Genomic DNA, 21392 nt, shown 5'->3' with positions numbered 1-21392 from the left:
TCGATGCTGGCTGGCCTTGACCCGAAGAAGATTGTCGCTGCAACGCGTGAAGTCACGATTGGCCCGGTTCCTTCAGGCGCCGAGGCGCTGGTGCTTGCCGATCTGGCGCGGGCCGGCACGCCGGTTGCCTACATTCTCTCGGACGGCCAGCGCATCGCCGATCTGGAGCAGGTCCTAGGCTTTGTCGCTCCCGATATTCCGGTGCTGACGCTTCCGGGCTGGGATTGCCTTCCCTATGACCGAGTATCCCCGAGTGCCGATACCTCGGCGCGCCGGCTTGCGGCGCTCAGCGCTTTGATCGCCCACCGCAAGAAACCGCATGCGGCCATCGTGCTGGTGACGGTCAATGCGGCCCTGCAGAAGATTTCGCCGCAGGACGTGATCGAGAGCCTCGCCTTTTCCGCGCGCCCGGGCAACCAGGTGCGCATGGATGACGTCGCAGCACGGCTGGAGCGCAACGGCTTCGAGCGTGTGCCGACCGTTCGCGAAGTCGGAGAATATGCCGTGCGCGGCGGCATTCTCGATGTCTTCGTTCCCGGCAGTGGCGATCCGCTGCGGCTCGATTTCTTCGGTGACACGCTCGAGACCATCCGCTCCTTCGATCCGGCCAGCCAGCGAACGACCGGCCAGGTCCGCTCCCTCGACCTCAATCCGATGAGCGAAGTGTCGCTGACGCCGGATACGATCAGCCATTTTCGTACGCGATATCTGTCGCTGTTTGGCGCCACGACCCGGGATGACGCGCTCTACCAGGCCGTCTCCGAAGGGCGGCGCTATGCCGGCATGGAGCATTGGCTGCCGCTCTTTTACGATCGCCTGGAGACCGTCTTTGACTATCTCCAGGGCTTCCGCATCGTCACCGATCATCTGGCGCGGGAAGCCGCAGCCGAACGGTCGAAGCTCATTCTTGACTACTACGATGCCCGTCACACCGCGGCATCGCCGGGCAGGTCGCTGGCGACCCAGGGCACACCCTATAAGCCCGTGCCGGCGGAGTTCCTGTATCTGAACTCTGAAGGATTTGCGGCCGCGCTCGCTGAGCGTAACGCTGTCCGCCTCACGCCCTTCAGCGAGCAGGAAGGCGAGGCTCGCCAGGTCGTGACCGTCGATGCCCGCCAAGGCGTGCGATGGGCAAAGGCGGCCGGTGAAGGTGAAGCCGAAGGCGATCGCGTCAACGTCTTCGATCAGGCGGTGACGTACATCGCGGAGAAGCGGGCCAAGGGCTCCAGGGTCATCGTCTCGGGCTGGAGCGAGGGTTCTCTTGACCGGCTGTTGCAGGTTCTGGTCGAACACGGTCTCGGCAACATCCGCCAGATCAAGGCACTCGCCGACGTCAAGACCCTGAAGCCGGGCGAAGCCGCATCGGCGGTCCTCAGCCTCGAAGCCGGTTTCGAGACGGGCGATCTCGTCGTTATCGGCGAGCAGGATATTCTCGGCGACCGCATGGTCCGTCGTTCCAAGCGGCGCAAGCGCGGTGCCGACTTCATCGCCGAGGTCGCGGGCCTCGACGAAGGCAGCTACGTCGTGCATGCAGAGCACGGTATCGGCCGGTTCGTCGGACTGCGCACCATCGAAGCGGTCGGCGCGCCGCATGATTGCCTCGAACTCGTCTATGCCGACAACGCCAAGCTCTTTCTGCCGGTCGAAAACATCGAGCTTCTTTCCCGCTACGGTTCCGAGGGGACGGATGCGATCCTCGACAAGCTCGGCGGCGTCGCCTGGCAGGCCCGCAAGGCGAAGCTCAAGAAGCGCCTGCTCGACATGGCGGGCGGTCTGATCCGCATCGCTGCCGAGCGCCACACCCGCCATGCCCATGTGCTGGTGGCGCAGGATGGCGTCTACGACGAATTTGTCGCGCGCTTCCCCTATGACGAGACCGAGGATCAGCTGAACTCGATCGACGCCGTGCGCGAAGATCTCGGCAGCGGCCGGCCGATGGACCGCCTGGTCTGCGGCGACGTCGGCTTCGGCAAGACCGAGGTCGCACTGCGGGCAGCCTTCATCGCCGCCATGAACGGGGTTCAGGTCGCCGTCGTCGTGCCGACGACGCTGCTGGCGCGGCAGCATTTCAAGACATTTACCGAGCGGTTCCGCGGTCTGCCGATCCGCATCCAGCAGGCATCGCGCCTTGTCGGCTCCAAGGAGCTGGCGCTGACCAAGAAGGAAGTGGCCGACGGCAAGACCGACGTCGTGGTCGGCACCCATGCCCTGCTCGGAACGTCAGTCAACTTCGCCAATCTCGGCCTGCTCATCATCGACGAGGAGCAGCACTTCGGCGTCAAGCATAAGGAACGGCTGAAGGACCTGAAGTCGGACGTGCATGTGCTGACGCTTTCGGCAACGCCGATCCCGCGCACGCTGCAGCTGGCGCTGACGGGCGTACGCGAGCTGTCGCTGATTACGACGCCGCCGGTCGACCGCATGGCGGTCCGGACCTTCATCTCGCCCTTCGATGCGCTGGTGATCCGCGAGACCCTGATGCGGGAGCATTATCGCGGTGGCCAGAGCTTCTACGTCTGCCCGCGCCTCAGCGATCTCTCGGAGATCCACGACTTCCTGAAATCCGATGTGCCGGAGCTGAAGGTGGCGGTTGCCCATGGCCAGATGCCGGCAACAGAACTCGAAGACATCATGAACGCCTTTTATGAAGGGCAGTATGACGTGCTGCTGTCGACGACCATCGTCGAATCCGGTCTCGACGTGCCGACGGCCAATACGTTGATCGTGCATCGCGCCGACATGTTCGGTCTCGCGCAGCTCTATCAACTTCGCGGCCGCGTCGGTCGTTCGAAGGTCCGCGCCTTCGCGCTGTTTACGCTGCCGGTCAACAAGACGCTGACGGCAACGGCCGAGCGGCGGCTGAAGGTGCTGCAGTCGCTCGACACGCTCGGCGCGGGCTTCCAGCTGGCGAGCCACGACCTCGACATTCGCGGCGCCGGCAATCTGCTCGGCGAGGAACAGTCCGGCCACATCAAGGAAGTCGGCTTCGAGCTCTATCAGCAAATGCTCGAGGAGGCTGTTGCCGAACTCAAGGGCGAGGAAGAGGTCCACGATACCGGGTGGTCACCGCAAATTTCCGTCGGTACCCCGGTGATGATCCCGGAACATTATGTGCCGGATCTGCATCTGCGACTTGGCCTCTATCGCCGGCTTGGCGAATTGACGGACCTCAAGGAGATCGACGGTTTCGGTGCAGAGATGATCGACCGCTTCGGTCCGCTGCCGATCGAGGTGCAGCACCTCCTGAAGATCGTCTACATCAAGTCGCTCTGCCGCACGGCCAATGTCGAAAAGCTAGATGCCGGGCCGAAGGGTGTCGTCGTACAGCTCCGCAACAAGGAGTTCCCGAACCCGGCAGCGCTGGTCGGCTACATCGCCAAGCAGGGCACGCAGGCAAAGATCAGGGCCGATCACAGCATCTTCTTCCAGCGTGAACTGGTGACGCCGGAAAAGCGCCTCTCGGGCGCGGCGATGGTGATGACCCAACTCGCAGGGCTGGCGAAGCAGGCTTGATCGCCTCCGCTCCAGGTGGCGGCGCGCGTGTCGATGCAGGAGATTATGCCGTGGCTTTCATCTGAGCGATTTCGCGCAGCGCATTGCTGAGCACGTCGACCGACTGCGCGCCCATCACGGCATATTGCCCGTCGATGATGAAACAGGGCACACCGGTCACGCCCATCTCGCGTGCCATGCCGATCTCTTCCTTCACCGCATCCTTGTCGGCATCCGAGTTGAGGAGCGCTGCGATGACTGGCCGGTCGAGGCCGGCCTCTGCAGCAATATCGAGCAGCACCGCGTGGTCGCCGACATTTTGGCCTTCCTCGAAGTTCGCCTTGAAGAGCAGGCTGACGACGGCCGACTGAGCCACGTCGCCATTGGTGGCTGCCCATCGAATGAGACGGTGCGCGTCGAGCGTATTCGGGCTGATCTTCACGGCATCGAAATCGAACGCGATACCATCGGCATGGCCGAGGGCGTTCAGCGTTTCATGCGCCCGGTCGACCGCTGCCTGACCACCAAGCTTGGCGGCCAGGTGCTGCTTGTGGTCCACGCCTTCAGGCGGCAGGTCGGGGTTGAGCTGATAGGGACGCCACTGCACTGCGACCTGCAGCTCCGAGCCGACATTGGCAATCGCTTGGTCAAGCCTGGCCTTGCCGAGATAGCACCACGGGCAGACGACGTCGGAGACGATATCTATGCTGACGGTTTGCATGATGCGGGGTGCCTTTCCTCTTGGACAAAGCTGCGAGATAAGCCAGTTTCCACCGGCTTTCAATGCGTTACCAAAAGGGAACCATCCCTTTACTGTACGTTCTCATCCCACCATGCTGGCAGCTGGTAGCCGTAGAGTGGCACAGCGGCGGGCCGCCCTATGTGTTTGCGCCTTGCGACCCACTGAGCATCCAGGTGGTAGAGAGGCACGAGATAGGAATTGTTGACCAGCAACCGGTCGTGGGCGCGAACGGCTGCGGTAAAATCCTCAGTCGTTCTGGCCTGCAGGATGTTCTCGACCAACCGGTCGACATCCTTGTCCGCAACGCCGGCGAAGTTGTCGCTTCCCTGGCGATCGCGCGACTGCGAGGTCCAGCGACCGACCTGTTCGATGCCCGGAGAGAGCGTGGACGGGAACGACTTGATGATGACGTCATAGTCGAATGACTGGCTGCGCTGCTGATACTGCGAATCGTCTACAGTGCGCACCGAGGCCTTGATGCCGAGCGGCGCCAGGAAGCGCTGGTAGGCAAGCGCGATTTTTTCCTGGCCGGCATTCTGGCTCATGATCTCGAAGGCGAGCGGCGCGCCGTTGGCGTCGACCATCTTGCCGTCCTTGATCTGATAACCGGCCTCGCGCAGCAGCGAGACGGCCACGCGCAGCACGTTGCGGTCGCGCCCCGATGCATCCGTCACCGGCAGGCGATAGGTGCCGTCGAGGATCGCCGGGTTGATATGCTCGCGTGCATCGCCGATCAAACCGAGTTCACGGTCATCTGCAGCGGCACCCAGAAACGAAAGCGTCGAGTTCTGCCAGTAGCTCTGGGTACGGGTGTAAGCGCTGTCGAACAGGTTCTTGTTGACCCACTCGAAGTCGAAGACCAGCGCCAAGCCCTGGCGGAGCTTGAGGTTGTCGAACATCGGCTTGCGTGTGTTGAAGACGATGCCAAGCATGCCCGATGGTGTCTTCGGCGTGAATGTCTCCTTGACGACATCACCGGAGCGAACCGCAGGAAAGTCGTAGCCGCGGGCCCATTTGGTGGCGCTGCCTTCGGGGTAGATGTCGATTTCGCCCTTCTTGAACGCCTCGAACAGGGAATTCTCCTGCAGGAAGTACTCGACGGAGATCTCGTCATAATTGTCGAAGCCGACCTTGGAAGGAAGGGTCTTTGCCCAATAGTCCGGGTTGCGGCGGTAGACGATGCGTTCGCCGGGCTTGACCTCGGCAACGCGATAAGGACCCGAACCAAGCGGGGCTTTCAGTGTCGTCTGGTCAAACGTCGCCACATCGGTCGCGTGTTTCGGCAGGACCGGAGAGAGCCCAAGCAGCAGCGGCAGTTCGCGATCGGCGTCTTCGGTGAAGGTGAAACGCACGCTGAGGTCGCCGACCTTCTCGAGCTTGGCCACCTTCGCCATGCGGTTGGCAAAGGGTACGCGACCCTTGTCGCGCATCAGCTCGAAGGTGAAGATAACATCGTCTGCGGTTACCGGCTGCCCGTCAGCCCAGCGCGCGGCCGGATTGATATTGAACTGAATGAACGTCCGATCGTCGTCCCATTCTACCGACTGGGCCAACAGACCGTACATCGTGAAGGGTTCGTCGCGGGAGCGCTGCATCAGTGATTCGTAGACGAGATTGCCGTATTCCGGATCCCACATACCGCGCGCCGTCGTGCGCATGCTCTTCAGGATGAATGGATTGAGGCTGTCGAAGGTCCCGACCACGCCGTAGGAGATCTTGCCGCCCTTCTTCACATCGGGATTAACGTAGGGGAAATGCTTGTAGTCCGCCGGCAGCGCGGGCTCGCCATGCATCGAGATGGCATGTACGGGAGCGGCCATCGCGGCATCGCCAAATGCGGTTGCGGCCAACAGGATGGCCAGACCGGAAAGAATTGTGCGCAACGTTATCTCCAGTAAAGTGGCAATTGGCCGATTCCTGGCACGTTACCAATGCCAGTCGACAATTCCAACCGACGCTATACCCAAATTCCGGCGGGCAAGAGGTCAAAAAAAAGCAAGAAACACTGGATAAACCGCACGAGCCAATGTAACAGGTGTTTCCGGAAACGGGGTCATGCATTTGCCTTATTTGGCCAACAGGACAACGGCGGCTGACGATACTCACCTGCGGAACGAATTGTTCCGTTACCGGATTTCAGGAGACGGAATCACAATGATCTTCAAGTCGAACTTCACCAAGCGTGCGGGACTGGCAACGCTGGCGCTCTCAGTAGCAGCTGCAGGTGTTCCGGGCGTTGCATCTGCCCAGCAGGCAGGTGGCAAGCCCCCGCAGGGTTGGTTCAAGGTCTGCACCAAGCAAGAAGACAACGATGTTTGCATCGTTCAGAACCTGCTGACGGCAAACAACGGTCAGCTCCTGACCGCAGTTGGCCTCATCACTGTATCGGGCAAGGTCAACCGCAAGGTTCTGCAGGTTTCCGTGCCGTCTGCACGATTGATCCCGACCGGTGTTCAGATGCAGATCGACGGCGGCAAGCCGGTCAAGCTCGACTACGCCATCTGCATGCCGGACAAGTGCGTGGCCGAAGCCCCGCTGTCCGACCAGCTGATCGCCAGCCTGAAGAAGGGCAACGAGGTGGTCTTCACCTCCGTCAACTTCCAGCGCGCACCGAACCCGATCAAGATGGGCCTCGAAGGCTTCACCGGCATTTTCGACGGCGAGCCGATCGAACAGTCGCAGCTCGAAGAGCGTCAGCGCCTGCTGCAGGAAGAAATGCAGAAGAAGGCCGAAGACGCGCGCAAGAAGCTTGAAGACGCCCAGAAGGCCGCCAAGCAGAACTAAGCGCTTCGGCTCTCTCATCAATAAAAGAAACGCCCGGACGATGTCCGGGCGTTTTTCATTTGAGCAAGTGCGACAGCACGATTGCTAGTGACGGAACGTCACCTTGGGCTTGTAATGGCCAATGTCGTCCTTTTCGAACAGGGCGTCGACCTGGGCGTGGCGTATCGGCCGATCGCTCTCGTCGGAAACCAGGTTCTGCTCGGACACGTAGGCGACATACTCGCTGTCGTCGTTCTCGGCGAACAGGTGGTAGAAGGGTTGATCCTTGCTTGGGCGGATCTCCTGCGGGATGGCATTCCACCATTCCTCGGTGTTTGCGTATTCCGGATCGACGTCGAAAACGACGCCGCGGAACGGGAAAACCCGATGGCGAACCACCTGTCCGATCTCGAATTTCGCGTTTCTCTGTTTCATGACGCAACACATCCTTTCAAGGGATTATCTGGGTTGCCAAACCCAAAACATCAATAGGGTGTCATGCACGGCTTCGTGTACGCCTTCCTTGCCTTCCTGTTTCTCGTGGCGACTTGCCCCTAAAAAACAAGCCGGCGGGGTCCCTTGAACTCCGCCGGCTTGCCACGTCGTTTCGCACCGGATGCGGCATTGCCGCCCGGCCCGTCGGTCTTAGACCGAGTAGTACATGTCGTACTCGACCGGGTGCGGGGTCATTTCGTAACGCATGACTTCCTGCATCTTCAGTTCGATGAAGGAATCGATCTGATCGTCGTCGAACACGCCGCCGGCGGTCAGGTACTTGCGATCCTTGTCGAGGCTTTCGAGCGCTTCGCGCAGCGAGCCGCAGACGGTCGGGATCTTCTTCAGTTCTTTCGGCGGCAGGTCATAGAGGTCCTTGTCCATGGCCTTGCCCGGATGCAGCTTGTTCTTGATGCCGTCGAGGCCGGCCATCAGCATCGCTGCGAAGGCGAGGTAGGGGTTGGCGGTCGGATCCGGGAAGCGGACTTCGACGCGCTTGGCCTTCGGGTTGGTGCCGAACGGAATGCGGCACGAAGCCGAACGGTTGCGAGCCGAGTAGGCAAGCAGAACCGGAGCTTCGTAACCCGGGACGAGGCGCTTGTAGGAGTTCGTCGACGGGTTGGTGAAGGCGTTCAGCGACTTGGCATGCTTGATGATGCCGCCGATGAAGTAGAGGCAGGATTCCGACAGGCCCGCGTACTCGTCGCCGGCGAAGGTCGGCTTGCCGTCCTTCCAGATCGACAGGTGAACGTGCATGCCCGAACCGTTGTCGCCGAAGATCGGCTTCGGCATGAAGGTAGCGGTCTTGCCGTAGGCATTGGCGACCTGATGCACAACGTACTTGTAGATCTGCATCTTGTCGGCGTTGCGAACCAGTGCGTCGAACTTGACGCCGAGTTCGTGCTGGGCAGCGGCGACTTCATGGTGATGCTTTTCGACCGTGACGCCCATTTCGGACAGAACCGTCAGCATTTCGGAGCGCATGTCCTGGCAGCTGTCGATCGGCGGAACCGGGAAATAGCCGCCCTTGACGCGCGGACGGTGGCCAAGGTTGCCGGTCTCATAGTCGGTGTCGTCGTTGGACGGCAGTTCCGAGGAGTCGAGCTTGAAGCCGGTGTTATAGGGATCGGCCTTGTACTTGACGTCGTCGAAAACGAAGAATTCGGCTTCCGGGCCGACGAAGACGGTGTCGCCGATACCCGATGCCTTCAGGTAGGCTTCTGCCTTCTTGGCCGTACCGCGCGGGTCGCGGTTGTAGGATTCGCCCGATACCGGATCGAGAATGTCGCAGATGATGACCATCGTCGACTGCGCGAAGAACGGGTCCATATGCGCTGTTTCCGGGTCGGGCATCAGCACCATGTCGGACTCGTTGATGGCCTTCCAGCCGCCAATCGAGGAGCCGTCGAACATGACGCCATCGGCGAACATGTCTTCGTCGACACAGACGACATCCATCGTTACGTGCTGCAGCTTGCCCTTGGGGTCGGTAAAGCGCAGGTCGACGAACTTGACGTCGTTGTCCTTGATTTGCTTCAGAATATCGCTTGCAGTCGTCATTTTCCGTAATTCCCTGTGTGAGATGACGAGGTTTTAAGGTGAAAGGGCCGGGCGGCCCTTGAGGATCAGATGGCGTCGAGGCCCGTTTCGCCGGTACGAATTCGGATGACTTCCTCCACGTTGGAAACGAAAATCTTTCCGTCGCCAATCCGGCCGGTTTGGGCAGCATTGCGGATTGCCTCGATGACGGCCTCCGCGTTTTCGTCCGCCAGCACCACCTCGACCTTTACCTTGGGCAGGAAGTCCACGACGTATTCAGCGCCGCGATACAGCTCCGTGTGACCCTTCTGTCGACCGAAGCCCTTTGCTTCCGTGACGGTAATGCCCTGCAGGCCGACTTCCTGAAGGGCTTCCTTCACTTCGTCGAGCTTGAAGGGCTTTATGATCGCTTCGATCTTTTTCATGAGAAAATGTCTCTCCGCTTCTCCCTTTAAAGCAGGATCATGCCCGCTCACCCGTCAATATGCACGTTGCATGCCAGTTTTTCTGCAAAATGATTGCCGAGCAGCAAAATTTCTTGGGATTGAGCAATGGTGGCTGCATTCCGTGCCTTTGGCTTCGGTCGGTCTGCCTATTTTTTGTAAGGTTTCTGCCCGGGTTGATCGGTTTGGGTCGAAGGTTGTGGCATCTGCACTGGGGAAGCACGTTATTTGAGCAACAAATATGTGCAAATGCATCATTATAGGGCAATCCGGAATCGGTGGATACCACTTGCCGCGGGCTGATGGACGGGGGTAAGTCTGGACCATGCACTCTTCTCTTCGTGATCTGTTGATTACCCCGGCCGAAATGGCCGCAATAGACCAGGCAGCTGCGCGATCGGGGATCGACAGCTTCCTGTTGATGCGCAGCGCCGGGTTGGCTGTCGCTGCGGCTGCGCTCGGGCGTTTTCCGCAGGCACAACGCTATGCCGTTCTGTGCGGACCCGGTAACAATGGTGGTGACGGCTATGTCGCGGCCTCGGCGCTTGTCGAGAGCGGTGCGAACGTTGCTGTTTTTGCCTTCGGAGATCCAGCCGCACTTTCCGGCGACGCCGCCCGTGCACGGCAGCTGTGGAATGGCACTATAGATCCACTTGCTTTCTTCTTGCCGCAGCCGGCAGATGTCATCGTCGATGCACTCTTCGGCGCAGGCCTTTCGCGCGATCTGCCGGGACCGGTGGTGGAAGCGATCGATCGGATCAACGGGCGGGACTTGCCCATCATTGCCGTCGACCTGCCGACCGGCGTCGACGGGCGGACGGGGCAGATCCGCGGTGCGGCATTCGCTGCGAGCCACACGATCACCTTCATGGCGAAGAAGCCAGGCCACCTGCTGCTTCCGGGTCGTTCGCGGTGCGGCAATCTCGACGTCTTCGACATCGGTATTCCGGCCCGTATCGTGCTTGCGGGAGGGAATGGGATGCGCGTCAACACACCGGCGCTCTGGTCGGATCATGCAGCAAAGCTCGATGCATCGAGCCATAAGTTCCGACGTGGCCATCTCGTCGTCTTCTCAGGCGGGGCGCAGGCGACGGGTGCCGCGCGGCTGGCGGCCGCGGCCGGTCTCGCTGCCGGGGCCGGCTTGGTGACGGTGGCATCACCGACGTCGGCGCTCGCCATCAATGCCGGGCAACTGACCGCCGTCATGCTGAAAGCGATAGACGATCCACCGCAGCTCGCGCGCTGGCTGGACGACACTCGGCTCGGCGCATTTGTGCTTGGTCCGGGATTTGGAGTTGGTGAGCGCGCGCGCGCCTTTGCGCTTGCGCTCTGCGACCGCGCGCTGGTTCTCGATGCCGACGGGATAACGTCGTTTCAGGAGCACCGGTCGCAGTTGTTCGCCCGACTGGCGGCGGCAACGGGCAGGGCGGTGATGACACCGCATGAGGGCGAGTTTGCCAGGCTGTTTCCCGAGATCGCTCGCGACGAAAACCAGTCGAAGGTCGAGAAGGCGCAAGCAGCGGCACAGATCAGCCACGCGACGATCGTCTACAAGGGCGCCGATACGGTGATCGCCAGCCCGGACGGGAAGGTTGCCGTCAATGCCAACGCTCCGCCGTCACTGGCGACAGCCGGATCCGGAGACGTGCTTGCAGGCATTATCGGCGCGCACTTGGCGCAGGGCATGCCAGCGTTCGAGGCTGCTGCCGCTGGTGTCTGGCGCCATGGGGCCGCCGGCGCGCAGGCCGGTCCTGGGTTGACGGCCGAAACTTTGGTGGCGTCCATACCGCCACTTGGCTGACGGTCACATCGTCATTCGAGCGTGAAAAGAATACGCCTTCGACTTGTTACAGCGCCGCGCGTCAAAGATGACGCACGGCGTTGTAACAAATTAAATTTGCAGCATAATTTTCGCGTCAGATCGATTCCGACTTAAGGAATTGTGCAGTAGCGCGTGACAACGGCGTACAGGACTGTATGGGATCAGCCGCGGGTTCCCTTGGCGATAGGCTCCTGATAGGTGAAGCCCAGATCCCACGGGAAGTAGATCCAGGTGTCCTGGCTCACTTCGGTGACGAACGTGTCGACCATGGGCCGACCTTTGGGCTTGGCGTAGACGGCGGCAAAATGCGCCTTCGGCAGCATGGCGCGAACTTCGGCCGCGGTCTTGCCGGTATCGGTCAAGTCGTCGATGATCAGTACGCCTTCGCCGCCATCCTTGGCGATCTCAGGTGCAATGCCCTTCAGGACCTTCATCTGACCCTGCGTGTCATAATCGTGATAGGAGGCGATGCAGACCGTCTCGATCATGCGGATGTTGAGCTCGCGGCAGATGATCGCCGCCGGCACGAGGCCGCCGCGGGTGATGCAGACCATCGCGCGCCATTCCTGCCCCTGATCCGCCAGCCGCCAGGCAAGCGCACGCGCGTCGCGGTGGAACTGATCCCAGGAAACGGGGAAAGCTTTATCGGGCAGGGACATTGATGGGCTCCGGCTTGTCTGGACGAGATAAAGGCGAAGCATCCGGCAGATCGGGCAGGCGCGGACGCTTCATCCTGATTTGCCGACATGCAATAGCGGCAATGACGGCTAATGTGCAAGAGCTTCGCGTCCATGCCATACCCGCCGTCTGTTTCCCGCCGGGTCGTCAGCCTTTTGCGCGGGATGCGGTAATCGCATCGATCATTGCCTGAACATCGTCGGCAGCCGCCGACAACGCCTGAGGATTGCGCGCGCGCACGACGATATCGGTCGAGAAAACCTTGCCGTCGAACTTGGGGTAGGAGCCGATGCTTGTCTCCGGGTGGTTCTTCTGCACTTCGGTGAGCGGCGTGCCGATATCGCCTTCGCCATAGGGCGAGCGAACCGATTGCGAGAGAAGCGGTGTACCGGTCTGCAGTTCCGGCATGGTCGCATCGAGCATTGCCTGGAAGACCTGCGGCACGCCAGCCATCACGTGCACATTGCCGATCGCAAAGCCCGGCGCGGTGGAGACCGGGTTGGGGATCAGCCGTGATCCCTCCGGCATGCGGGCCATGCGTTTGCGAGCGTCCGAAAACTCCATGCCGCGTCGTTCGTACATCGCGGCGAGCAGCGCCATGGCCCGCTCATCATAGATGCATTCGACTGCGAAAGCCTTTGAGACCGCGTCGGCGGTGATGTCGTCGTGGGTCGGGCCGATGCCACCTGAGGTAAAGATGTAGTCGTAGCGCGCGCGCAGCGCGTTGATCGCTTCAACGATCGAAGCTTCCTCGTCGGGGACGATACGGACTTCGCGCAGATCGATGCCGACCATTGTCATCATGTCCGCGAGGTGGCCGATGTTCTTGTCCTTGGTTCTACCGGACAGCAGCTCGTCGCCGATGGCGACCATGGCGGCAGTAACGATCTTGGGGCTGCTCATTGGCGATCCTGCTTATGTGAGGCGATTGTTCAGTAGCATCTCGTGATTGTTCGAGAATCGAGAACGCTCTGTTGACCGTACGGCTTCTGGCAACCGGACGCATTTTGATAAATCCTGCGGGCAACGGTAATCAAGCGGAATTGCCTGAATCCAAAGGAGCATTTATGGCCAAGGTTCTCGTTCTCTACTATTCGGCATACGGGCACATCGAAACGATGGCTTATGCGGTTGCGGAAGGCGCAAAGTCGACAGGCGCTGATGTCGTCGTCAAGCGCGTTCCCGAACTGGTGCCGGAAGACGTTGCCAAGGCATCGTACTACAAGGTGGATCAGGCAGCGCCGATCGCAACCGTCGACGAACTGGCGGATTACGACGCCATCATTTTTGGCGCCGGCACGCGCTACGGCACGGTCGCCTCGCAGATGCGTAACTTCATTGACCAGACAGGCGCGCTTTGGGCCCAGGGCAAGCTGGTCGGCAAGGTCGGCTCGGTGTTCACGTCGTCGGCGACGCAGCACGGCGGCCAGGAATCGACCATTCTCGGCTTCATCCCGACCCTGATGCACCACGGCATGGTCGTCGTCGGTCTTCCCTATGCCTTCCAGGGCCAGATGGGCCTCGAAGAGATCAAGGGCGGCTCGCCCTACGGCGCCTCGACCATCACCGGCGGCGACGGTGCACGCCAGCCTTCGGCGGTCGAGCTTGATGCCGCTCGTTATCAGGGTGCGCATGTCGCGAAGATTGCAGCCAAGCTTTCGGCCTAAGTTTCAGAAAAGACTTGAAAGATCGCAAGGAGAGCGGCCCCCGCAAGGGGCCGCTTTCTCGATTCTGTACGCCCTGTCACATTCTGATTCGTGAAAGTGGCCTATCGGCCCATTCCTGTGTTAATATCCGCCGCGTTCGGCATGAGAATGCCATTGACGAGGAGGAATATTGGGCCGTGCGGCAACGGTCCGCGGAAGGCGGAAACACCTTTCGGAGTGCAGGGAGAGAAGCATGGCGCGCATTACGTACTCCATCGTTCCCCATGACGGCGGTTGGGCCTACAAGGCAGCCGACGCCTTTTCGGAACCCTTTCCCAGCCGAGAAATGGCGCTGGCGGCCGCCAAGGCCGCCGCAGCCGAACAACAGGTCGGCGGCGACGACGAGGATATCAGTTTCCAGGACGAAAAAGGCGACTGGCACTTCGAGCACACCGATGGTGGCGACCGGCCTGAGGCAACCGTCGAAGACGGTTGATAGACTTTTCGGACGATTTGAGCGGTCCGTTCCATATCAGCATTTGCGAGAGTATTGCGTCCACTGCGTCGGCATTAGCGGAGGATTTTCAATGCAGCATTATAGCGTTCAGATCTTCACCTGGACCGCCCGCAACGGCGTGCAACAGGTCGGATCGGCAATTGAAGTCGATGCCCTCAATCCGAAGGCGGCAGCCGTCTCGCTGCTGGGCCTGCGTTTGGAGGATAAGGGAGCCTGCACGAAACTGGCGGTCAGGGTGTGGCACGACGATACGCACATGGCCGAATGCGACTGCTTCTACTACCACTGAGCGGCAAATCGATCCCAAGCGACATCGCGCAAACCGTTCGTTGAACGGGCGTACGATCTTTTGCGCGCGGAAAGTCTCCAGCAGACCATCATCTGGTGCGGGCGGCGGGGATCGAACCCGCACAGCCGAAGCCGAGAGATTTTAAGTCTCTTGCGTCTACCAGTTTCGCCACGCCCGCACTGAGTGTTTTCAGTACCTTGCGCTCCTCGGTTTTGGAAGGCCCGGACAACGGATTTTTCGGTGATGGCGTCAGACACTGCGTATCGTCGATGTGCCGTGCTGCGGCGGGCATCCGCAAAGAGGTGGGGCAAGGCCTTGCCCACGGCGGCAAACGCGCGCGCATTGGATAAGGATCGGGAGGACGTCCGGGCGGCCAGAGCCGCCCTTCCGTATCTTAGGAACGTGATTTCTTGCTTGCCGGGCTTGGGGCGTTGTTCCGGTTGCCCGAAGTGCTGATTTGCAGATCGCGACTCCGCCCAGCGGCCAGTTCAATCTCGTTCTTTGCCTTAGCCAGGGCCGGCTTTTCGACCGGTGCCGACGGTGCAGCGGCGAAGCCAGAGCTTGCAAATGCGAGCGAGGCCAGCGCAACAATGATGATTTTCATTGGTAGTCTCCTTGGTTCGAACCCGGCGCACAAATGTTAGCAAGCGGGGAACCTTGGCGTAGAACGGTCGGTCATCCAGAGACATACGGCAGATGCCGTACTTCGACCGGGTCGAGCTTGCGAAATCCAGGAATGGTTATGAAAAGCTTGAGGAGATGCCTCCCATCGCCTGCTCTATGCTCGACGGGTCTAGATCAGAAGTTGGTGGTGATGCTGTGGTTGTATATCCGGCTCTGTTCCGCCTTCTTGGCGGCAAGGGGCACCACGACAATGAATGCGACGAGTGCGAGAATGAAAGCCGGTCCAGGAAGTGCCACCAGAAATTTCCCCGATTTATGATTGTCCCCACTATTCGGGAATTAGGCTTAATTGAAGCTGAATGAAGCCTGTCGAAATGCTGTCGAGAAGGGAGAATATTGCCCTGACGGGTCGACGGAATAGCCGCGCCGATTGTCAATTTTCATGGGTGTTCGGGTGGTTGTCGTGTCTTGAACACGGGATCCGGAAGGAAGAATTTCGACGGGCAGCGACGTTTCCGAACTTGGATTCAGGATGGTCGCGACAACGTCCGTAGATGCTGCAACGTCGCTGCTTTCACCAATTGTTCTTCCCTCAAATGGGTTAGCGGGGCAAGAATAGACCGGGTTCGTACTGTGGATGTTCGCCCCTCGTTCGACATGTTTTAGGTGTCGCTTGAGAGTGGGCGCGACCAATTTTCAGCTTCGATGTCGGCTAGATTCGGCGCACTGGCGGCTGAAGATGGAGCGACATCTCGAAGAAAGGTGTTGAACAGAGACTATGCGGAGCAGTCGTTGCAATTGCCTTGAAAAGAATTCGTAAAGTCTGGTCATGATGGCAAGGAACGGTCCGTTGGGCGCCGGAAAGCCCACTAACCGCCCGTGAGCTCTTCGGGCGTTGCGACGATCGCTGAATTCCCCAAGGCGCCATCGGCGTACTTGAAGGCAAGTATGCTCATGACGGAGGCGACTATGACCAACAGGATGATCCGCATTCTTGTTTTTCCGGTTCGTTGCTCTGCCTAGCAACTCCGGTGGAGGCGCGTTGTTCCCCCTCGGCGCTCGACGACCTGCATCGGTCACCTCGACACGATACTGGACGCAGCCGCTGGTGCCACGGTGCCCGACAGCGCCGCGCGTCTCACCAGACGCGTAGAGCATGCAGTCGCTTGCCCGTGGCGGCAGACGAATGATTATTCCTGGATGGCAATCCCTGCTTCACGCGCGGCATCGATGAAGGCCTGACGGGCGGTTTCAGCCGATTGCTTGCCCTCGATCACCGCCGCGCATGTATCAAGCGCGCGCGTCAGGAGCGCACTGTCGTCGATCGGCCAGTCCTCGATCATTGCCCAGGATGCTTCGGTCGTATTCGAGATGGTCGTAAATTTCCCCGGCCCCTCCAGGGCCAGGGTTACGGGCTTGTCCCAATTTTCGGCCATGTCGGTCACCTCAATTTCAGTTGATGGCGGCCCTTAACACAGATCCGGGCGATTCCGCGAGCAATGCGATCGATACTTATGTTGCCCCGAAGTCGAGCCATCCGCACCGTAATTTCCGTCACGCAACCGCATGGGCGAACGTTACCCGGACATCGACCGGAGCGGCCCTTTTGAGTTCCCTACGATGGCTGACGCTTCGATCGTGAGAAATAGAAGATTGCGCCCGCGATCAAGGCACCAAGGCCGTAGGTGAAAAATGCCTGAAAGTATGGAGTGCCCGACGCCAGAAAATAGAGCGCCGGCGCAATGAACATCATGATCGTCAAGCCGATAAGGCGAGAGGCAAAGATGCTCATGTCCGAGCGTTTCCGGATAATCCACCCGATCAATATGCTGGTGAATGCCATGACTATGCTGGCTCCCATGAGCTGCGCCATGCTGGTCCTCCATCAAGGTTCCCTCACGACTCCTGCACATTTCTCCGGTTTGCAAAAGACTAATCGCTCCTCCGGCCAGCATTTGATGGTTGCGTTGACGTGCCGGTTGGTGCCGGGCTGCCACCTGCACAGTTGGTCGCGGTCACTTCGGTTGTGGCGCGCTCGCTATTTGTCCAGCGTCTGCAGCACATCCCGCAGTCCACCGAGATCGACAATCTCACGAAAACGCGGATGGCTGTCCGGCTTGTCGTGATGTTCGAACGCCCAGGTGAGGGCATGCGGCACGTAGATTCCCCAGCTGCCGGCGTCGAGCGCGGGCACAATATCCGATTTCAGGGAGTTACCGACCATCAGGCTTTTTGATGGGCCGTCGCCGTGGTGTCTGAAAATGCGATCATAGGTGGCGACGGTTTTGTCGCTGACGATCTCGACCGCGTTGAAATAGTCGCCGAGCCCCGAGGCGGCGAGCTTGCGCTCCTGGTCGAAGAGGTCGCCCTTGGTGATCATCACCAGACGGAAGGCACCATGAAGCGCTTCGAGCGTTTCTTTCACATGCGGCAGCGGGTCGACCGGGTGGACCAGCATTTCGCGCCCTGCGGCGAGAATCTCTGCAATCACCGATGACGGCACCCGGCCGTCCGTGACCTCGACGGCTGTCTCGATCATCGACAACACGAACCCCTTGATGCCGAAACCGTAGAGGCCGAGGTTGCGCTTTTCCGCGGCGAGGAGCCGTGCTGGCAGGTTTTCCGTGTCGGCGTGGTCCTTGAGCAAGTCAGTGAAGCGCGCCTCGGTCAGGCGAAAGAACTGTTCGTTTTGCCAAAGCGTGTCGTCGGCATCGAAGCCGATTGTCGTAATGATGTCGGGCATTGTCTCACTATCCGGCGATCTTGAACGGCTGATCGATCGTCGCCGTCTTGCCGCTATTGATATCGTTGAAGTGGAAGCGCAGCACGTAGTCGCCTGCCGGCGCTCCGGAAACGTCGATTGTCAGGGTCGAATAGATTTCCTGGTTCCTGAGGTAGCCGGTGAAGGTGAAATCGCCGAAGGCCTTCTGGCCGGCTAGGATCTTGCCGGCGGGATTGAGGATATCGAAATCGACAGTGAAGCGTGTTTCCAGTTTGTCCTTTGCAGCCGCTTGCTTCCAGGTCAGTCCGACTGGCTCGACATAGGAAACGATGGCTTCCCCTGTCTTGAAGACAGTACCGTCCTTGGGCTCGTACATCGCGTAGCCGGCAGGTTCCTTGGTGATGAAGACGGCTTTGCCGATGGAAAAGGGCAGGGTCTGCGAAAAGTCGCCGATCGCCTGCCGCAGGAGCTCCCGCGCCTTGGCCGGGTCGCCGGAGGTTGCCAATTGTTCGGCCTTGGTGGCAGCCTCGACGAGCGGTCCGGCCAGTGCCTCGATGCTTATGCAGAGCATGCTCGCGGCGGTCAGCACCGCCAGCAGTGACCGATCTATCGCCATGACGCCCCCCTTTGTCCGGTTGATCCGACTGTCGGCATTTGCCGCATCGAGTCAAGACGATAGCGCCGGCGCAGCGATGGTCAATGTTTCCAGAAGATCGGCGTCAGAATAACGAGCACCGTCAGCACCTCCAGACGACCAAGCAGCATCATCAGCGATAGAAGGTAAAGCTCGGGATCCTGAAGCGTCGAAAAATTGCCGGCCGGGCCGATCAGGCTGCCAAGGCCCGGGCCGACATTGGAAAGGCAGGTGATCACCGCCGACGTCGCGGTAATGAAATCGTAGCCGAGCGCACCCATGCCGAGACTGCCCAGCACCCACAGCAGGATATAGGTGGTGAAGAACAGGAAAATGGCGCGCTGCGTATCGGCATCGACAGTGTTGTTGCCGTAGCGCACGGCATAGATCGCATTGGGATAGATGAGTTTGTTGAGGCCGAAGCGAATGGCGTTGAAGAGCACGACGAAGCGATAGGCCTTGATGCCGCCTGAGGTCGAGCCTGAACAGCCGCCCATGAAGGTGGCGATGAAGGCGACCATCACCACGAAGGGTCCCCACAGACTATAGTCCTCGCTCGCATAACCGGTGGTCGACAGGATCGAGGTGATGTTGAAGAAGGAATGGGCGAGCGCCAGGTGAAATTCGACGCCGTTGGCAAGGCGGTGATAGATCGCAACCGCAATCGAGAAGGTGGAGAGATAGCCGAGGAAGACAATGATTTGCGGATCGCGCAGTGCATCGAGGCGGCCACGCACCACGAGCACGATCAGGATCGAGAACGGCAGGCTGCAGAGCGCCATGAAAAACGTGGACGTCCACAGGAGCGGAATGCTGCTGAAATAGCCGAACGACGCATCATGGGTGGAGAAGCCGCCGGTCGCTACTGTCGACATCGCATGGTTGATGGCGTCGAACCGGCTCATGCCCGCCATGCTGTAGGCGATGGCGCAGAGAAGAGTGATCGAGATGTAGATGACGAGGAAGGCACGGCTGAAGCTTGCAAGGCGCGCAAACGGTTTGTCGCTGGTATCGGACGATTCCATCTTGAAGAACGACATGCCGCCTACCCGGAGATAGGGAATGATGAACAGGCCAAGCACGACGATGCCGATGCCGCCGAGCCAACACAAGAGCGAACGCCAGACGAGCAACCCGGGCGGTGCGTCGTCGAGGCCGACAATGACGGTCGATCCGGTGGTGGTGATGGCGGAGACGGACTCGAACAGGGCCTGTGCGAAGTCGAGCTTCAGCGAAGATAGCCACAGCGGGATTGCGCCGACGACCGAAAACACCGCCCAGAGAAGATTGACCAGCAGAAACCCGAACTTCTTCGAGAATGGCGGCGGCCCCATCCGCGTTGCCATGAACGTCGCTGCCGACAGGCCGCCTACCAAGAAGGCGGAGACGGCAAAGATCTGCCAGTCCGGATGGCCAAAATAGAGATCGACCATCGCAGGCACGAGCATCGCCAGCGAGAGGTACAGGCCGAGTATCGCCGCGATATGCACGGCGTGCCGGATCAGGGTTGCGTTCAAGTGCTCGATTTCCTGGAAATGAAACTTCGTGATCTGGCGAGGCCGCAACATTGTCCACCGCCGGGCGATTCGTGTCAAAGCGATGGCCTCAGGCGCTATGATGTGCAATAGCGGCTGCCATCGGCAAACTCAATGGATGACCTCACGTGACGAAGCAGGACGTTGACAACGCAACCACGGCGATGCGCGATATTTTTCCAGCCACCCCGCTGCAATTGAACGAGCATCTGAGCGGCCGCTACGGCGCCAATATCTTCCTCAAACGCGAGGATCTTTCGCCGGTTCGTTCCTACAAGATCAGGGGCGCATTCAATTTCTTCCGCAAGGTGCTTGCCGCCGGTGCCACAGGCAAGACCTTCGTTTGTGCCTCGGCCGGCAACCACGCCCAAGGCTTTGCCTTCGTCTGCAGGCATTTCGGTGTCCCCGGTGTCGTATTCATGCCTGTGACCACGCCGCAGCAGAAGATCGACAAGACCCGCATGTTCGGCGGCGAGTTCATCACGATCCGTCTCGTCGGCGACATTTTCGACCAATGCTACAAGGCAGCCCGCGACCACGTTGAAACGATCGATGGCGTCATGGTGCCACCGTTCGATCACCTCGACATCATCGAGGGACAGGCAACCGTTGCCGCTGAAATCGCCGAGCAATTGCCCGAAGGCGTCAGGCCGGATCTTGTCGTGCTTCCCGTCGGCGGCGGCGGTCTGTCGGCCGGTGTCACCGGCTATCTGAAGGATGAGGTCGCCGCTGACCATTTCGTCTTCTGCGAACCATCCGGCGCGCCGAGCCTCAGGCAAAGCCTTGAAACCGGCAGTCTCGTCACGCTCGACCAGGTCGATAACTTTGTCGATGGCGCAGCGGTCGGGCGGATCGGCGATTTGAATTTCGCAGCGTTGCGGCGCTTTTCAGCCGACCAGGTCATGCTTTTGCCGGAAAACGCAATCTGCATGACAATCATCGACATGCTGAATGTCGAAGGCGTCGTGCTCGAGCCAGCGGGTGCCTTGTCGATCACGGCGCTGGATGCGATCGGGCGCGACAAGCTGGAAGGCAAGACCGTAGTCGCGGTCGTCTCCGGCGGAAATTTCGACTTCGAGCGCCTGCCGGACGTCAAGGAACGGGCGATGCGGCATGCGGGGCTCAAGAAATACTTCATCCTGCGCATGGCGCAGCGTCCCGGTGCCTTGCGCGACTTCCTCAACCTCCTTGGCGATGAGGACGATATCTCGCGCTTCGAGTATCTGAAGAAGTCGGCCCGCAACTTCGGCTCGATCCTCATCGGCATCGAGACCAGGCACGCGGAAAACTTCCCAATCCTGAAATCGCGGTTCGACGCCGCCGGCCTGCGCTATCAGGACATCACCGAGAACGAGATCCTGTCCAATCTGATCATCTGACGGTTGGTGGACCGGAGGCAAAGCCAGAGTGCCAACATCGACACTTTGGCTTTGACAGCTTTCGCCGTCGCG

Annotated in this window: 21 protein-coding genes and 1 tRNA gene; 7 read left to right on the top strand and 15 right to left on the bottom strand. The window is 60.0% G+C overall.

Annotated features, from left to right (window positions below; translation table 11 throughout):
* Nucleotides 1-3 precede the first annotated feature (3 nt).
* Nucleotides 4-3513, top strand: coding sequence for a transcription-repair coupling factor (gene mfd / locus BLJAPNOD_RS14410; protein WP_115420286.1), 3510 nt, complete (start codon nucleotides 4-6; stop codon nucleotides 3511-3513).
* Nucleotides 3514-3556: 43 nt separating this feature from the next.
* On the opposite strand, the gene BLJAPNOD_RS14405 is transcribed toward mfd, so the two are convergent.
* Entirely contained in the window at nucleotides 3557-4213 is a 657-nt protein-coding gene (locus BLJAPNOD_RS14405) for a DsbA family oxidoreductase (RefSeq protein ID WP_115420285.1), read from the bottom strand.
* Between the two features lie 89 nt (nucleotides 4214-4302).
* Nucleotides 4303-6117, bottom strand: a complete 1815-nt coding sequence (locus BLJAPNOD_RS14400; RefSeq protein WP_077503502.1) for an extracellular solute-binding protein — start codon at nucleotides 6115-6117, stop codon at nucleotides 4303-4305.
* Between the two features lie 271 nt (nucleotides 6118-6388).
* On the opposite strand from BLJAPNOD_RS14400, the gene BLJAPNOD_RS14395 reads away from it, so the two are divergent.
* Entirely contained in the window at nucleotides 6389-7018 is a 630-nt protein-coding gene (locus BLJAPNOD_RS14395; protein ID WP_077503503.1) for an invasion associated locus B family protein, read from the top strand.
* An 84-nt stretch (nucleotides 7019-7102) separates the two neighbouring features.
* Here BLJAPNOD_RS14395 and hspQ read toward each other — a convergent pair whose 3' ends face one another.
* The 3 genes from hspQ to BLJAPNOD_RS14380 all read right to left on the bottom strand — a co-directional run bounded on the left by hspQ (nucleotide 7103) and on the right by BLJAPNOD_RS14380 (nucleotide 9456).
* A complete protein-coding gene (gene hspQ / locus BLJAPNOD_RS14390) occupies nucleotides 7103-7432 on the bottom strand; it encodes a heat shock protein HspQ (RefSeq protein WP_025427014.1) in 330 nt (109 codons plus the stop codon).
* Nucleotides 7433-7642: 210 nt separating this feature from the next.
* Nucleotides 7643-9052, bottom strand: a complete 1410-nt coding sequence (gene glnA, locus BLJAPNOD_RS14385) for a type I glutamate--ammonia ligase (protein ID WP_077503504.1) — start codon at nucleotides 9050-9052, stop codon at nucleotides 7643-7645.
* Between the two features lie 65 nt (nucleotides 9053-9117).
* Nucleotides 9118-9456, bottom strand: coding sequence for a P-II family nitrogen regulator (locus BLJAPNOD_RS14380; RefSeq protein ID WP_003528058.1), 339 nt, complete (start codon nucleotides 9454-9456; stop codon nucleotides 9118-9120).
* Nucleotides 9457-9799: 343 nt separating this feature from the next.
* On the opposite strand from BLJAPNOD_RS14380, the gene BLJAPNOD_RS14375 reads away from it, so the two are divergent.
* Nucleotides 9800-11275: an NAD(P)H-hydrate dehydratase gene (locus BLJAPNOD_RS14375; RefSeq protein ID WP_115420284.1), complete on the top strand. Its 1476-nt coding sequence runs from the start codon at nucleotides 9800-9802 to the stop codon at nucleotides 11273-11275.
* Nucleotides 11276-11457: 182 nt separating this feature from the next.
* Here the strand turns inward: BLJAPNOD_RS14375 and gpt are convergent, their stop codons facing one another.
* Both gpt and BLJAPNOD_RS14365 read right to left on the bottom strand, forming a co-directional pair.
* Nucleotides 11458-11955, bottom strand: coding sequence for a xanthine phosphoribosyltransferase (gpt, locus tag BLJAPNOD_RS14370; RefSeq protein ID WP_025427018.1), 498 nt, complete (start codon nucleotides 11953-11955; stop codon nucleotides 11458-11460).
* Between the two features lie 166 nt (nucleotides 11956-12121).
* Nucleotides 12122-12877 carry a competence/damage-inducible protein A gene (locus BLJAPNOD_RS14365; RefSeq protein ID WP_077503506.1) on the bottom strand — a complete coding sequence of 252 codons (756 nt, stop codon included), beginning with the start codon at nucleotides 12875-12877 and terminating at the stop codon, nucleotides 12122-12124.
* Between the two features lie 164 nt (nucleotides 12878-13041).
* On the opposite strand from BLJAPNOD_RS14365, the gene wrbA reads away from it, so the two are divergent.
* The 3 genes from wrbA to BLJAPNOD_RS14350 all read left to right on the top strand — a co-directional run bounded on the left by wrbA (nucleotide 13042) and on the right by BLJAPNOD_RS14350 (nucleotide 14426).
* On the top strand, nucleotides 13042-13641 hold the full coding sequence (gene wrbA, locus BLJAPNOD_RS14360) for an NAD(P)H:quinone oxidoreductase type IV (protein WP_115420283.1): 600 nt from the start codon (nucleotides 13042-13044) through the stop codon (nucleotides 13639-13641).
* Nucleotides 13642-13873: 232 nt separating this feature from the next.
* The gene (locus BLJAPNOD_RS14355; RefSeq protein WP_025427021.1) at nucleotides 13874-14116 is read left to right on the top strand and encodes a DUF2188 domain-containing protein; all 243 of its coding nucleotides are present in this window, start codon (nucleotides 13874-13876) and stop codon (nucleotides 14114-14116) included.
* A gap of 91 nt (nucleotides 14117-14207) precedes the next feature.
* Nucleotides 14208-14426 (top strand): hypothetical protein, encoded by a 219-nt coding sequence (locus BLJAPNOD_RS14350; protein WP_077503508.1) that lies wholly within the window; start codon nucleotides 14208-14210, stop codon nucleotides 14424-14426.
* A 93-nt stretch (nucleotides 14427-14519) separates the two neighbouring features.
* Here BLJAPNOD_RS14350 and BLJAPNOD_RS14345 read toward each other — a convergent pair.
* The 8 genes from BLJAPNOD_RS14345 to BLJAPNOD_RS14315 form a co-directional block, all read right to left on the bottom strand.
* A tRNA-Leu gene (locus BLJAPNOD_RS14345) sits at nucleotides 14520-14604 on the bottom strand.
* Between the two features lie 216 nt (nucleotides 14605-14820).
* The gene (locus tag BLJAPNOD_RS14340) at nucleotides 14821-15030 is read right to left on the bottom strand and encodes a hypothetical protein (RefSeq protein WP_115420282.1); all 210 of its coding nucleotides are present in this window, start codon (nucleotides 15028-15030) and stop codon (nucleotides 14821-14823) included.
* A gap of 194 nt (nucleotides 15031-15224) precedes the next feature.
* A complete protein-coding gene (locus BLJAPNOD_RS36385; protein ID WP_256372324.1) occupies nucleotides 15225-15347 on the bottom strand; it encodes a hypothetical protein in 123 nt (40 codons plus the stop codon).
* A gap of 893 nt (nucleotides 15348-16240) precedes the next feature.
* Nucleotides 16241-16486, bottom strand: a complete 246-nt coding sequence (locus BLJAPNOD_RS14335) for a DUF982 domain-containing protein (protein WP_115421297.1) — start codon at nucleotides 16484-16486, stop codon at nucleotides 16241-16243.
* A gap of 179 nt (nucleotides 16487-16665) precedes the next feature.
* Nucleotides 16666-16923: a hypothetical protein gene (locus BLJAPNOD_RS14330; RefSeq protein ID WP_115420281.1), complete on the bottom strand. Its 258-nt coding sequence runs from the start codon at nucleotides 16921-16923 to the stop codon at nucleotides 16666-16668.
* Nucleotides 16924-17088: 165 nt separating this feature from the next.
* A complete protein-coding gene (locus BLJAPNOD_RS14325; RefSeq protein ID WP_115420280.1) occupies nucleotides 17089-17793 on the bottom strand; it encodes an HAD family hydrolase in 705 nt (234 codons plus the stop codon).
* A gap of 7 nt (nucleotides 17794-17800) precedes the next feature.
* The gene (locus BLJAPNOD_RS14320) at nucleotides 17801-18388 is read right to left on the bottom strand and encodes a hypothetical protein (RefSeq protein ID WP_115420279.1); all 588 of its coding nucleotides are present in this window, start codon (nucleotides 18386-18388) and stop codon (nucleotides 17801-17803) included.
* 80 nt (nucleotides 18389-18468) lie between these two features.
* The gene (locus BLJAPNOD_RS14315) at nucleotides 18469-19923 is read right to left on the bottom strand and encodes a TrkH family potassium uptake protein (protein WP_077503897.1); all 1455 of its coding nucleotides are present in this window, start codon (nucleotides 19921-19923) and stop codon (nucleotides 18469-18471) included.
* Between the two features lie 146 nt (nucleotides 19924-20069).
* On the opposite strand from BLJAPNOD_RS14315, the gene ilvA reads away from it, so the two are divergent.
* Nucleotides 20070-21320 carry a threonine ammonia-lyase gene (ilvA, locus tag BLJAPNOD_RS14310; protein ID WP_077503513.1) on the top strand — a complete coding sequence of 417 codons (1251 nt, stop codon included), beginning with the start codon at nucleotides 20070-20072 and terminating at the stop codon, nucleotides 21318-21320.
* The last annotated feature ends 72 nt before the right edge of the window (nucleotides 21321-21392 follow it).

The organism is Ensifer sp. M14, assembly GCF_003355565.1.
Taxonomy (GTDB): domain Bacteria; phylum Pseudomonadota; class Alphaproteobacteria; order Rhizobiales; family Rhizobiaceae; genus Ensifer.
The sequence above is the reverse complement of the archived record's forward strand: the minus strand, read 5'-3'. Positions and strand labels throughout refer to the sequence as shown.